Origin of the sequence: Prevotella sp. TF12-30 (assembly GCF_003436715.1) — a bacterium.
GTDB lineage: Bacteria > Bacteroidota > Bacteroidia > Bacteroidales > Bacteroidaceae > Prevotella > Prevotella copri_A.
In genome coordinates this window covers 17,140-31,303 of record NZ_QSQJ01000046.1, presented here as the reverse complement: position 1 = coordinate 31,303, position 14,164 = coordinate 17,140, and the positions used below count along the sequence as shown (strand labels likewise).

Below are 14,164 nucleotides of genomic sequence, written 5' to 3'. Positions count from 1 at the left end.
TCAATCAAAGTCCAATTTAGAGCGAGTTAGAATTATTAACGTAGTTAAGATTGAAAGGTTGCTGAAAATCGCCCCTTATCGCCACCCGAAATTTGGCAGTATCAGAAAAAAGCCGTATCTTTGCACTGTCGTTAAGAAGAAAGGCGCCAATCAGAAAACGGCAAAAAAATAAATTAACCACTAAAAAAACAAAGAATTATGGGACAAGGAACTAGCAAGTATCGTAAAGTAACGCGTACCCCTCAGACGGGTGAGAACGCAGGTAAGAAGCTCTGGTATGCCACTGCCGTGAGCGATCGTGAGATGAGTTTCGAGGATTTCGTTACCCACATCTCAGAGCACAACTCTCCATACAGTCGAGGCACCATCCACGGTGTGCTGATGGATACCCTCGATTGCCTCAAGCATCTGATCCTCGATGGCAAGAGTGTTCGTTTCTCCGACCTCGGTCTGTTCTCCATCGGCATGACTTCCCGCGGCGAAGCAACCAGGGAGAAGGTAACCGCAGCCAGTGTGCTGGGCGTTCACTTGATTGTAAGAAATACGAAGTCATGGAGCAATGCTGAGCTGAAGAAGCTCACCAAGATCGTGGCATACGATGACTATACCTCCGGAGCTGATGGCGGCGGTGAAGAGAATACGCCGGGAGGCGGAAACACCAACCCGGGCACTGGCGAAACCAATAAGGATAATGGTGGTACTAGCCAGGGAGGCGGTGGTACTAGCCAGGGTACTGGCGGAACCGACAGCGGAGATACCGGCAACGGCGACAACGTAGATTTTTAATCACAAATCATTAACCTCTAATTATTAACCACTAAAAAAAACTGCCTATGAAGAAGGAAACATGGAAGACTGTCATTCAGATTGTAATATCAATCCTCACCGCTATTGCCACCTCTCTCGGGGTAACCAGCTGTATGTAGCCACACACTCTCATCACTAAAGAAAGCCCTCTTGTATCACCATATACAAGGGGGCTTAATTTGTTCGGAAACAATAAACAATCACGAGTTGTAAATAGCATAACCCGCACAAAATAGCATTATTAGAAACATTTCAATTGCAAACTCCACATATCATTTTTTCAGCCATACATATTTATATATAGATGAAACTATTAAAATTGTATGATAATTAAGTTTTATTAACAATCACCCCCCCCGTAATTCATTATTTTTCACTAATTTTGCAGCCGAAAACAAAAGTATAGGTAAACAAGTAAAAAGATATATAAGAACAGAGTTTAAAACTCTATTGATAATAATGTACGGATTAAAAAGAAATAATATTCTAATCACGGCTTTCATGTTCTATGGGGCAAGCCTTGCGGCTCAAAACCATCAGGACGTGCAGGATTCTGTAAGAATTTATTTCAAACAGGGAAAGATAGATCTCGTTCCTACCCTGCGAGAAAACCAGTCGGCACTGAACAGGATAGCAGATACGATGCGTATCACTTACGCAGACTCTGCCTATCAATTGCGAAAGATCCTCGTAGTGGGCGGTGCCTCACCCGAGGGAAGCGTGAAATTCAACCGTTGGCTGTCTGAGAAAAGAGCAAAGGTATTGTTCGATTATCTCTCCCGATATGGTGAATTGCCCGATTCGCTAAGAACTACCCATTACTTAGGAAGAGATTGGAATGGCCTGATCAGGCTGGTGGAAAATGATCCACAACTCCCCTACCGGAAGGAAACCCTTTCCATGCTGCGCCAGATAGCCAGCGAACAGAAAAGCGGTGCCCAGGCGGAGGAGAGTCATCTGCAGAAGATACAGAAGCTGCGAGGGGGTACACCTTATTTATATATGTACAGGAAATACTTCCCGCTGCTCCGATCATCCAAGCTGCATCTCTGGTACGAGAAGGTGCACCGCTCGGAGATTCCGAAACCGGAAAATCTGAATTCGGAGATTCAGAAATCGGATACCACAGCTGTAGCGTTCATCCCACCGGCAGATACCATCTGCGCCCCCGACACCCAGTCCATCGCATCGCAGCGAATCCGGAAACCCTTCTATATGGACATCCGGACAAACATGCTCTACGATGCGCTCCTGATTCCGAACATCGGAGTGGAGATGTATCTGGGAAAAAGATGGTCGGTGGCTGCCAACTGGATGTACGGATGGTGGAAGACCGACCGCCGGCACTGGTACTGGCGAGCCTACGGCAGTGACATCGCCATCAGAAAATGGTGGGGAAAGGCTGCCGGGGAGAAACCGCTCACCGGACACCACATCGGCATCTACGGTCAGATCTTCACATACGACTTCGAAACGGGAGGTCGCGGCTACATGGGCGGAAAGCCCGGAGGTACGCTCTGGGACAAGATGAACTACATCGTGGGAGCCGAATACGGCTATTCGCTGCCCATTGCCCGAAGGCTGAACATCGACTTCACCATCGGCGCCGGCTATTGGGGCGGCATCTATCACGAGTATAAGCCCGAAGCTGATTACTACGTATGGCAATCCACCAAGGAGCGCCGCTGGATAGGTCCCACCAAGGCAGAGATTTCGCTGGTATGGCTGATAGGAAACGGCAATACCAACCGCAAGTTCTCAGGCAGGAAGAACAGAGAGAAAGGAGGCGGAAATGAGCAGGATTAGAATCTTCAGAGGATTTAGAATCTTCAGAGGATCTGGAATCATCCAAGTCCTCAGCCTGATGCTCTTTCTTCTGATACTCTCGTCGTGCGAGCACAAGGAATTCCGCTACGTCACCTCCTCGTTCCGCTCATTAAGGGTGGAATTCAACTGGGAGCGTTATGAGGATTTTCAGAAGCCGGAAGGCATGCGAGTGATTTTCTTTCCGAAAGATGGCACGGGCGAGCCGTGGATCTTCGATTTTCCGAACGGAGAAGGAAGGCAGATTGAGGTGCCCGAAAACGAGTATCGCGTCATCTGCTACAACTACGATACGAGCGGTATCTATTGGGAGAATCCCAACAGCTTCGTGGAGTATCTTGCCAAGACCCGCAGCGTACTGGCGCCCGACAGCGCCAAAGCCTGCACCACTCCCTCCTGGCTCTGTGGCGACCACATCGACTGGGTATCGCTGGAGAATATTCCAGAAGGCACGGAGAAGGTGATCACCCTGTATCCGGTGAGGATGGTGAGCCGTTACACCTACGAGGTGAATGGCATCCGGAATCTGGAAAGAGTGGCGGATATCCGAGCGAGTCTTTCGGGGATGTCAGGATCGCTGCTGATGGCGGAAGACAAATTGCCCGATGGAGTTTCGGAGAATCTTCTTTTCGGAGGCGAGACTGCCAATAATCAGATCAAGGGCGGTTTCTACACCTTCGGTTACTGCCAGAGTCTCGAATCGCCTCAGGTATTCAAGCTTTACCTGAAGAGCAGAAATGGCAAGGTGTATGTCTTGGAGCAGGATGTTTCAGCCCAGATTCACTCGGTACCCGTAAGGGGTCATCTCGGTGATGTGCATCTCATCATCAATTTCAACTTCGTCGTTCCGGATAACAAGAATGACGGAGGAGGCGGAAACAATTCCAGCGGTGGTGCCGGCTTCGATGTAGGAGTTGATGATTGGGCGGATGTGAATGAGGACATTATATGTTAAGGGTTTAACATCCGAAAATAAAGCTTTTAATCGTAAAAGATAAAGCTTGAAATAGTAAAGGATAAAGCTATAAATAGCAAAGGATAAAACTTGAAATAGTAAAAAATAAATTTAACAATAGTAAAAGATAAAAAAAACTATAAGATTATGAAAAAGGTAATTTTTGGAACAGCATTGGCCTCTATGGCATTGCTTTCAGCATGCTCATCAGACAACGAGCTTGCAAATGTAGAAACTGCAGCTAACAACGCTATCGGATTTCATGTAGTTGGTAATAAGGCGGAGACAAGAGCTACCCCGATTACACCAGATAATCTGACAACAACAGATTTCAATGTGTTCGCATATAAGAACAACAATGGTACAGATGGTGATATCTTTATGGGTGACAAAGAGAATGATAACCATCTGTACGGAGTTAGAATCAAGTATGAGACTGAGACTAACAAGTGGGTTTATAATGATCCAAATGAACTTCGCTACTGGCCAACAACTGCACTTAATTTTTATGCGGTCAATCCAGGCAGCACAACTTCCTTCTCTTGGAATTTTACAAATCAGAAAAAGCAAATAACATACGCTTGCTCTGATGAATATGTCAAAAATAGCAAAGGCGAGTATTATAATAACCCAAACATTGATGCTATGTATGCCGTGACCAAGAATCAGACCCAAACAAACAATGATGGATTTGTTAAGTTCAACTTTAAGCATATATTGTCTCAAGTAGTATTCCAAGCAAAGACACAATATGCAAATATGGAGGTAGAAATCAAAACACTCAGTATTCATAATTTCTATTTTGGCGGAACATTTACAATTCCAGAAGGAGAACCTTCACAGACGGATTGGGATCCAACTGCAATATCTTACCATTCAAAAGGATTTACAGCGGTAATGGATGAGAGCATTAAGGTGGCAAAAACAGATGAGGTTACTAACATTTCAACAAAGGGACCGATGTTATTCATTCCTCAGAAATTAACAGAATGGGATTTAAAAGGTAACATAGATGCTACAGCTACAGCAAAGCAGTCTTATCTGAAGATTACTTGTAAGATTAAGCAGAGTGGTGCTTACCTCTTCGGTGGCGATACTACATTTGACGAGCTCTATGTTCCTTTCGGGGCAGATTGGCAGCCAGGCAAGCGCTACATCTACACCCTCATCTTCGGTGGTGGCTACAATGCTCAAGGCCAGGCAATCTTGCAGCCTATCAACTTCAAAGCTGAAGTTGGAAAGTGGGAAGATGCAGATGCAACAATCAACGTCAACAAATAATCCAATCATCTTAAAAAAATACCGGGCAGGAGCATCATCTCCTTGCCCGGTATTGTTTTTTACTCAGATGAAGGTGAAGGTCACCAACTTTTCATGTCTTTCGGCATAGCCCCTTTTTATTCTTCATTGCAGGCATACTTTTAAGCTTGAATTAATCTTGGAGTCCCGCCGGATTTGAAATCCGGCGTTAAAAAACGTCCTAACCTATTTAGGCTCTGCGGATTTGCAATCCGCAGCAAAGAAGTATGCTTTTCCTTTTATTGAGGGGATTACAAATCCCCAGGTGTTTATAGGTCGAACCTTTTTTACGGCGGATTTCAAATCCGCCGGGACGCCTGGCGGGTTCAACAGGGGAATTTCTCTCAACTTTGTCTTATTCTTCCCTAATCTTCCAATCACAGATGGTTCGCTGAGTGCTATCGTAATTAACACCAATCTTAAACAAACGCTTGCCATCGGCAGAATATGGAATCAGATAGCCCTTTTCATCTATCTGCCTGATAGCTTCCTCGGCAGAGCCATCATACTTCAACTCGAAAACAAATACGGCATCAGGCATATACACTACGGCATCAGCCCTGCCTATCGCACTATCCTCTTCTACCCTCATGTGGGCACCCATCAGATTGAATATAAGATAGAAAACCGTCTGGAAATCACGTTCACTCTTGTTGCTCAGACGATTGGAGATGCTGGCAAGATATGCCTTCAGGCGCACCATCGCCCCCTCAACATCTGCATCATAGAGCTTTTCCAGGAAATCACCCACCAGACTGTTATTATCCAGAGATATTGGCGAGAGATAGTTGGGCGCAAGGCTCTTGAGCATACCTATTTTCACCTCCCTGTTAGGATATTCCAAAGTATAGCGATGCAACATCGGGTTATACTTCTTGATGGTGAGATAACCACTCTGATAGAGCAGCGGAAGCGCTGAAGTCATCATTTCCGGTGAAACATCAAAATCATCCACATCGCATGATTTCTTTTCTATATCCATCACATTGACGTGATACTTCTGCAACGTCTTGATAAGATAAGTTGGTGTGCCCGAGCCAAACCAATAAGGGGCTATCTTGCGTGCATTCAGCGCCTTCACCAGGCTGAACGGATTGAAGACATCCTCTGATTTCTCACTGAAATGATAACCATCGTAGAATCTTGTCAGCTCTGCCAGACATTCCTCATACGTCATACCGAGGTCTTCTCCCAAAGCCTCTATATCCGGTTTCATCTGTGTGGTAAGTTCCTTCTTGCTGATACCACAAATGGCAGAATACTGGTCGAACATACTGATGTTGTCGAGGTTGTTGAGTTCGCTGAAGATGCTGAGCTGCGAGAACTTGGTGATGCCCGTGATGAAGGTAAACTCCAGATATGGGTCGAGCTTTTTCAGAGGACTGTAAAAATTCTGCATGATGCGGCGAAGCGGCTGCAGATTCTCCTTCTCATGTACCACATCCAATAATGGGGCATCATATTCATCAATGATAACAACCACCTTTTCGCCCGTCTGCTCGTAAGCCCGCTTCACGATACCATCCAGCCTCTCGTTAGGATAAATTTCTCCTTCTCCTTTACCAAAAAGTTTCTCGTAAGGCAAAAGCTGTAGATTCAGATAACTGTTCAAGGCATCAGCATCAAAGTGCTTGGCACCACTCAAGTCGAAATGGAGCACTGGGTGCTTCACCCAATCCTTCTCATAATCAGCAATGGCTAATCCCTCGAAGAGTTCCTTTCTTCCCTCAAAATAAGCCTGGAGAGTAGAGGCAAAGAGCGACTTGCCGAATCGCCTTGGACGACTCAGAAAGACGTACTTCATTTTTCTCTCTCGAAAATCCACGATGTATTGGGTCTTATCTACATAGAGATAATTCTCCTCTCTGATATTTGAGAATGTCTGTATTCCTACAGGATAGAAATTTACTATTTTTGCCATATTCCTACATGCTTTACGTTTTGCGCTGCTAAGTTACGAAGAAATTCCGAATTTACCAAACACAATTTCAAATATTTTAAGCTAAGGGAAATACATTTTGGCTATTCCGACCGAAAACACTACCCTGGCACTCCAACGTATTTGCAATCTGGCGTAAAAAAATATCCCAACCTTTTTAGGAACAGCGGATTTGAATCCTTTGCACCGCTACCACATAGTGATGTTAAAGTTGTGCAAAAAATGAAGAGAATTTTTGTTATCTTATAAAAACAAAGTACTTTTGTGAAGTAAAAAGGAAATCTACTTAATCAACTTAGGTTCTTTCCCACAACATTTGTACAACCCATAAAATGAGACATATAACCATGCAATTAGAATTACAAGGACAGACCATCCCTAACGAAAAAATCATAGACGAAGATACCACCCTCGTCATTGTTGGCTTGAACTTTGAACCAGGAGCACGATGGCAATTCATGTATAATGGCTTTAAGATTTCCATGATTGTAAAGGACGATGCTCTGATGCAGAAAATAAACGAGGGAGAACGATTTGGAAAAGGTGACGCCATCAAGGTGAAACTCCGTAGAATCCAACGTTATAACAAGGACTACAGAACGTATGAAAATAAGTCGTACAAAATCATAGAGTTCTATGAACATGTCATACCACAAAAGCCATTAGATATGTTCAAAAACGAACAATAATAATATATTTATAACATATATGGTGACTATTAGGGAATCTGACAAAATTATATTTGTCAACATTAAGAACTCGTATGAGGCTTTACGGAATAATGACAGAAGTAATCCTCTGTATCGTGACAGTGTGTACAACTGCACTATAAAATATTGGCGCATTGCAAACGAAAAAGCCTCTGCTGCAACCCATATTCTTGGGTGTTATAAAGGAAAAGTTATTGAAGTTGTAAGAATCAAAAGTGTAAGCAGCGTCCCATCTGGCGAATATGCGGGGCGAAAAATTTTTGAGGGTATTGAAGAGCGTCAATCCCCATATATGGGTTTAGACATTCGTGAACTATTTGATAGGTTAGCAAATTTCAATACCAAATATTGGAACTTTTGATTCATTTACATTTTGAAAAGTTGGCGGGGTTCATAAAATGAAGGTCACCACCCAGCCCGTCCCCTTCGCCCTTGAAAGGGCAGAAGCTCCTAGCCCAGGGCAACGCCCTGGGTAATCATGACGCAAGTTTGTCGCCCTGTAAGGGCAAAAACTTTCATATACAAAAAGCGATGCCTGCAAATTCATGCAAGCATCGCTTTTATTTTTATAATCTCTTTCCGGAAATTCTCTTTCCAGAAATTCTCCTTCCGGAAAGTCTTCCGGAAGGGAAAGATTTCTTTTATCCGAAGTTATCGTACATGATGCTCTCAGGATCAACTCCCAGAGAATCGAGATAATCGGTTACAGTCTTGATCAACATTGGAGGTCCGCAGAGATAGTACTCGCAATCCTCTGGTGCCTCGTGATCCTTCAAGTAGGTATCACGGATGCAGTTAACAGCAAATCCCTCGTAGTACTTCACGCCCTGAGCATCTGCCACTGGGTCCTTGCGGTCCAATGAAAGATGGAAGTGGAAGTTAGGGAATTCCTTCTCAAGCTCCCAGAAGTCTTCCAGGAAGAATGCCTCACCCAATGCACGCGCTCCGTAGAAGAAGTGAAGCTCACGGTCGGTGGTGTGCAAAGTCTTGGTCATGTGCATAATCTGCGCACGCAATGGAGCCATACCGGCGCCACCACCAATCCAGATCATCTCCTTGCCCGATGTGAAGTTAGGATGGAAGTCACCGTAAGGACCACTCATCATTACCTTGTCGCCTGGCTTCAATGAGAAGATGTAAGAAGAAGCGATACCTGTTGGTACGTTCTGGAATCCTACCTGTGGACGTGGCAAGAATGGAGTTGTGGCGATACGTACGGTCAAGGTGATGATGTCACCCTCGTCAGGATAGTTCGCCATAGAGTAAGCACGAACGGTAGACTCTGGGTTGTGAGCCTTGAGAGAGAAGATGTTGAACTTCTTCCATGCTCCGATGTACTCCTCGCCAATGAGATCCTTGTCGAAGTCCTTGTCGTAATCGATGCAGTCGTATGCAGGAATCTTGATCTGAGCGTAAGAACCTGGAACGAAGTCCATGTGCTCGCCAGGAGGCAATGCCACCTTGAACTCCTTGATGAATGATGAAACGTTCTTGTTGGAGATTACCTCGCACTCCCACTCTTTCACGCCCATCACGCTCTCAGGCACCTTGATCTTCAGGTCGCCCTTCACCTTGCACTGGCATCCCAGGCGCCAGTGGTCCTTAATCTGCTTGCGGGTGAAGTGAGGCTTCTCAGAATCGAGAATCTCGCCGCCGCCCTCGAGCACCTGCACCTTACACTGGCCACAGCTTGCCTTACCGCCGCAGGCAGAAGGCAGGAAGATGCCGTTCTCATTCAGCGTAGTCATCAAACTGCTGCCCTGTGGCACGTTGATGGTCTTGTCGCCATTGATTTCGATATTTACATTTCCGCTAGGGCTCAGATACTTCTTAGCCACGAGCAGGATGATAACCAGCAGGAGAATCACCACGAGGAAAACTCCGATACTAGCCAATATAAATGATGTATTACCCATATCTATAGTCCTCCTATTTTAGATTTTCAAGCCTGAGAAGCAAAGCATAGCCATTGCCATGAGGCCTACTGTGATAAATGTGATGCCGAGTCCCTGCAATGGCTTTGGCACGTCGCAATACTGCATCTTCTCGCGGATGGCTCCCATCAGGACGATGGCAAGAGTCCAACCCAGACCGGAACCTACGGCATAAACGATGCTATCCCATACAGAGGTGATAGCCTGAGTATTGGCAGGATCCATCAGGATGCGCTGCTGCATGAAGAGCGATGCACCCATGATGGCACAGTTTACGGCAATCAATGGCAGGAAGATACCCAGCGCTGCATAGAGCGATGGTGAGAACTTCTCTACAATCATCTCGACCAGCTGCACGATACCGGCGATGACGGCGATGAAGAGGATGAAGCTCAGGTAAGTGAGGTCAACACCCAGGATGCCATCGGCGCTGAGCACCTTGGTCTGCAACAGGTAATCTACAGGCACGGTGATGAGCAACACGAAGGTTACTGCCAAGCCCAAGCCCAAAGAGGTCTTCACGTTCTTGGATACTGCCAAGTATGAGCACATACCCAGGAAGTAGGCGAAGATCATGTTATCGACGAAAATCGAACGGAAAAACAAACTTATTGCGTGCTCCATCTTACTTCTCCTCCTTATAAATATAGGCACGATGTACCCAGATTACACATCCAACGAGAATCAATGCCATGGCTGGCATGGTCATCATACCGTTGTTAACATATCCAAAGTCGTAAGCTCCCTCTGGAATCAGCTGGAAACCGAGCAAAGAGCCGCGGCCCAGGAACTCACGAACAGCACCCACAATCACGAGGATGAGGGCGTAACCCAAACCATTACCTACACCATCGAGGAATGAAGGCCAAGGTTTGTTCATCATGGCGAATGCCTCCAAGCGACCCATCAGGATACAGTTGGTGATGATCAAACCCACATACACGGAGAGCTGCACGCTCACGTCGTAGGCGAAAGCCTTCAGCACCTGGCTCACGATGGTAACCAGGGCAGCCACTACCACCAGCTGAACGATGATACGGATGCGCTGAGGGATGGTGTTGCGGATGATGGAAATAATCACGTTAGAGAATGCCGTGATGATAGTAACGGCAAGTCCCATCACAATGGCTGGCTTCAGCTGGGAAGTAACAGCCAGGGCACTACAGATACCAAGCACCTGGACGAGGACAGGGTTGTCGCCGTTCAGTGGCTTGATGAATGCCTCCTTATTTTGTTTACTAAATAATGCCATAATTTCGCTTAATTATTTAATGAATTTAGCAAGACCTTCCTTGAGCATGGCATCCACACCGTCGGATGTCAATGTAGCACCGGTAACGGCATCCACATTGTTAGGGTCGCCGGCAGGAGCGTCTTTCTCAACGCCCAGAGCGATGCCCTCTACTCCATCCTTGTGAATCTTCTTGCCCTGGAATTTCTGCTGCCACTTCAGGTTGTCCTTGATTTCAGCACCCAGTCCGGCTGTCTCGCCTTCGTGGTTGAAATATACGCCATAGATGGTGTTGTTGTCAGCATCCACGGCGATGAAGCCTGAAATGCCGCCCCAGAGACCCATACCCTTTACGGAATATACGGTCTTCTTCTGACCATCAATCTCGCACTCGTAATACTTCATGCCGTCCTTCTCCTTCTCGTCCTTCACCACCTCTTTATATTTGGCAGCCGCAGTAGCGTTGTCAAGGTCGCGCAGGTTCAGGGAGTTCAGAATCTGCTTCTGAGTATCAAGTGCCACGTTGGCATCCTGTGTTGCCTTCAGCGAAGAAGACACGAATGCGAGCAGGAATGCCACGATTACCACGATGATAACCGAATAGATAATAGTATAGCTATTTGAATTTGTCTTCATATCTACATTCCTCCTACATTATTTAATAGCACGTTTAGCACGGCGTGAGATGTTGCCCTGAACTACACAGTAGTCGATGAGTGGAGCAAACATGTTGCCGAAGAAGATAGCGAGCATCATACCCTCTGGATAACCTGGGTTCATCACACGTACGATAACGGCAATGGCACCGATGAAGAATCCGTAGAAGTACTTACCTTTCTCTGTACGGGCTGAAGTTACAGGGTCGGTAGCCATAAACACGGCACCGAAGCAGAAACCACCCAGCACGATGTGCTCATACCAAGCGATAGGAGTCATACCGAGAGCCTGGAAGATAAGCGCCATCACGATGCCGCCTGCGAATACTGAACCCATGGTCTTCCAAGATGCGATGCCTGTCCAGAGAAGGATGATGGCACCGATGGCGATGGCGATGACTGATGTCTCACCGATACAGCCAGGAATGAAACCTGTGATAGAGTCGCAGAGGCTTGCTGAAGGCATGCTGCCCTGAGCCAGCTGGCCGAGAGGAGTAGCAGCAGTGAAGCCATCAGGCAGGGTGTTACCCAGACCGAAGATAGCATCCTTAGCCACCCAGACCTTATCACCACTCATAGCCAGTGGATATGAGAAGAAGAGGAACATACGGGCACCCACAGCCACATTGAAGATGTTCATACCGGTACCACCGAAGATCTCCTTGCAGAAGATGACTGCGAAGGCGCACGCCAGGGCGAGCATCCACAGCGGTGTAGAGATAGGAATGATCAATGGGATGATGATACCGCTGACGAGGTAACCCTCCTGGATTTCCTCGTGCTTCCACTGAGCCCAGGCAAACTCGATGCCGAGACCCACGATGTAGCTAACCAGCAACTTAGGGAGGACAGCCAGGAATCCGAAGCCGAAGACCTCGATGAAGCTGGCAGCATCCAGTGTACCTGCAGCCTTGAAATTCTGGTATCCCACATTATACATACCGAAGAGCAATGCAGGAATCAGGGCGATTACCACAAAACTCATGATGCGCTTCGAGTCGATAGAATCGTGGATGCTGGCTCCGCTCTTCGCTGTCGTATTTGGCACGTACAGGAAGCTCTCAAAACCGTCAAACACGCTCTCGAAGGCATGCAGCTTACCTCCCTCTTGGAAGTTAGGCTTTATCTTATTGAGATAATTTCTTAATGCACTCATTATTTTAATAATTAACAGTACTAAAAACTAAGCATTCTCCTTGCGCAGGGTGTTCAAGCCCTCACGTACTATTTTCTGCAATTCGAGCTTAGAGCTATCCACGAACTCAGCTACCGCAAAGTCCTCAGGACTAACCTCATAGATACCGAGCTGCTCCTGCTTGTCGATATCGCCTGCGATGATTGCCTTGATGAGATACTCACCGAAGATGTCCATAGGGAGAACCTGGTCGTACTCACCGCTCATAATCATGTGGCGCTCGCCACCCTTGATACGGGCATCGAGATTGTACTCCTTCTTCTTACCGAAGAGCCAGGAGAGATAAGAACGCGAGGTAGAGAACTGGTTGGTGCGTGGAAGAATCCAGCCCAGCATCTCGTCGCAGTCGTCACCCTCTGGGATGGCTGTGATCTCTGAGGTGTGTCCGCCTACGTAATCTGCCATGGTGGTCTTGGTACCGGTCAATGGGTTGCCATTGATGAGGCGAACGTGGGATGTACTCTTGAGCTGTGCTTCAACGAAAGCTGCCAATGGAGTACCTACCAACACGTTAGCATAACCGGTCTGCTTCATCTCGCTACCAGCTACAGCCACCTTCTTGTGAAGATCAACCTTACCTGTAAGGAAGAGGCGACCGAAGAAGATTACCGATGCAGGATCTACTGTCCAAACCACCTCGCCCTTGTTTACAGGGTCGATGTTGTTCACCTGAACGCCTACATTTCCAGCAGGACAAGGACCATCAAAAACATTGAGTTCCACGTTCTTAGCCTCGCCGAGCGCATTGCTGTGCTGCTCAACTCCAACGCCAAGATAAGTTTTCGCAATCTTGCTCAAGGCTGTCAAACCTGCCTGGAAAGCTTCCTCATTGCCAGCGAGTTCTACCTCGAAATCGGCAGCGAGCGGCATGTCGCGGAGGGCAGAAACGAAGATTGCCTTAGGAGTGGTATCCGGTGTGGTGGATACAGCGTAAGGCAACTGGTTGATGTAACCGAACAATCCAGCCTCGAGCAACGCCTGCTTCACGGCTGCACCGTCCAACGACTCAACGTTTTTCTTACCAAAATCCGTAGAGGTCTGCTCAGCGTCTGCCTTCACCTTGATGCAAAGCACCTTGCGACGCTCCCCTCGCTCAATGGCGGTAACCTGACCGCTCACTGGTGAGGCAAACTTCACCTCTGGGCAAGCCTTGTTCACAAACAAGGCATCTCCGGCATTGACATGGTCTCCCTCGCGTACAACTACCTTAGGAGTAACACCCACGAAGGCTGCAGGCACGAGTGCATACTCGCTAGCCTGTACCACAGGGATGGCTACATCCTTGGAAGCCTTACCCGTAAGGTTAATGTCCAAGCCTTTACGTAACTTAATTACATTTGCCATAACTACATTAAAAATATTATATTTAAAACTGATTTTCTGGTTTTATTTTGTGAAAACATTCAAATTATGCTGCAAAAATAGCAAAAAAAAGTAAGACGAGGAAGAAAAATCACTAAATTATTTGATAATGTAACAAAAAAGCAGTAAATTTGTGCCTAAATTTCAATACAGATTCAGATTGCAAGCGTGTTTTGACAAACACAGATTGCAAATTAACGGCAAATGCCCATTGCAAATTAACATTAAATATTCATAAGACTCTGAAACGAT

13 protein-coding genes are annotated in these 14,164 nt (G+C 46.5%); 6 read left to right on the top strand and 7 right to left on the bottom strand.

Annotated elements, in window-relative coordinates; all coding sequences use genetic code 11:
- Positions 1–198: 198 nt before the first annotated feature.
- From DXD25_RS13920 to DXD25_RS13905, 5 genes are all read left to right on the top strand, one after another.
- A complete protein-coding gene (locus tag DXD25_RS13920) occupies positions 199–786 on the top strand; it encodes an HU family DNA-binding protein (RefSeq protein WP_153089662.1) in 588 nt (195 codons plus the stop codon).
- A 47-nt stretch (positions 787–833) separates the two neighbouring features.
- Positions 834–926: a smalltalk protein gene (locus tag DXD25_RS16745; protein ID WP_153089661.1), complete on the top strand. Its 93-nt coding sequence runs from the start codon at positions 834–836 to the stop codon at positions 924–926.
- Positions 927–1,266: 340 nt separating this feature from the next.
- Positions 1,267–2,613: a DUF3575 domain-containing protein gene (locus DXD25_RS13915; protein ID WP_117664018.1), complete on the top strand. Its 1,347-nt coding sequence runs from the start codon at positions 1,267–1,269 to the stop codon at positions 2,611–2,613.
- The gene (locus DXD25_RS13910; RefSeq protein ID WP_117664017.1) at positions 2,600–3,586 is read left to right on the top strand and encodes a DUF5119 domain-containing protein; all 987 of its coding nucleotides are present in this window, start codon (positions 2,600–2,602) and stop codon (positions 3,584–3,586) included. The genes DXD25_RS13915 and DXD25_RS13910 overlap by 14 nt, the downstream gene beginning before the upstream one ends.
- Before the next feature lie 147 nt (positions 3,587–3,733).
- The gene (locus DXD25_RS13905; protein WP_117664016.1) at positions 3,734–4,867 is read left to right on the top strand and encodes a fimbrillin family protein; all 1,134 of its coding nucleotides are present in this window, start codon (positions 3,734–3,736) and stop codon (positions 4,865–4,867) included.
- A 373-nt stretch (positions 4,868–5,240) separates the two neighbouring features.
- Here DXD25_RS13905 and DXD25_RS13900 read toward each other — a convergent pair whose 3' ends face one another.
- Positions 5,241–6,806 (bottom strand): ATP-binding protein, encoded by a 1,566-nt coding sequence (locus tag DXD25_RS13900; RefSeq protein WP_117664015.1) that lies wholly within the window; start codon positions 6,804–6,806, stop codon positions 5,241–5,243.
- Between the two features lie 365 nt (positions 6,807–7,171).
- On the opposite strand from DXD25_RS13900, the gene DXD25_RS13895 reads away from it, so the two are divergent.
- Positions 7,172–7,513: a hypothetical protein gene (locus DXD25_RS13895; protein ID WP_117664014.1), complete on the top strand. Its 342-nt coding sequence runs from the start codon at positions 7,172–7,174 to the stop codon at positions 7,511–7,513.
- A 662-nt stretch (positions 7,514–8,175) separates the two neighbouring features.
- On the opposite strand, the gene nqrF is transcribed toward DXD25_RS13895, so the two are convergent.
- The 6 genes from nqrF to DXD25_RS13855 are packed head-to-tail and all read right to left on the bottom strand — an operon-like array spanning position 8,176 to position 13,894.
- Positions 8,176–9,450, bottom strand: a complete 1,275-nt coding sequence (gene nqrF / locus DXD25_RS13880; RefSeq protein WP_117664011.1) for an NADH:ubiquinone reductase (Na(+)-transporting) subunit F — start codon at positions 9,448–9,450, stop codon at positions 8,176–8,178.
- 18 nt (positions 9,451–9,468) lie between these two features.
- Positions 9,469–10,092: an NADH:ubiquinone reductase (Na(+)-transporting) subunit E gene (gene nqrE, locus DXD25_RS13875; protein ID WP_117664010.1), complete on the bottom strand. Its 624-nt coding sequence runs from the start codon at positions 10,090–10,092 to the stop codon at positions 9,469–9,471.
- Between the two features lies 1 nt (position 10,093).
- Positions 10,094–10,720 carry an NADH:ubiquinone reductase (Na(+)-transporting) subunit D gene (locus tag DXD25_RS13870; protein ID WP_089542479.1) on the bottom strand — a complete coding sequence of 209 codons (627 nt, stop codon included), beginning with the start codon at positions 10,718–10,720 and terminating at the stop codon, positions 10,094–10,096.
- 12 nt (positions 10,721–10,732) lie between these two features.
- On the bottom strand, positions 10,733–11,335 hold the full coding sequence (locus DXD25_RS13865) for an FMN-binding protein (RefSeq protein ID WP_089542478.1): 603 nt from the start codon (positions 11,333–11,335) through the stop codon (positions 10,733–10,735).
- Positions 11,336–11,353: 18 nt separating this feature from the next.
- The gene (locus DXD25_RS13860; protein ID WP_117664009.1) at positions 11,354–12,511 is read right to left on the bottom strand and encodes an NADH:ubiquinone reductase (Na(+)-transporting) subunit B; all 1,158 of its coding nucleotides are present in this window, start codon (positions 12,509–12,511) and stop codon (positions 11,354–11,356) included.
- A 27-nt stretch (positions 12,512–12,538) separates the two neighbouring features.
- Positions 12,539–13,894 (bottom strand): Na(+)-translocating NADH-quinone reductase subunit A, encoded by a 1,356-nt coding sequence (locus DXD25_RS13855; RefSeq protein ID WP_117664008.1) that lies wholly within the window; start codon positions 13,892–13,894, stop codon positions 12,539–12,541.
- Positions 13,895–14,164 lie beyond the last annotated feature (270 nt).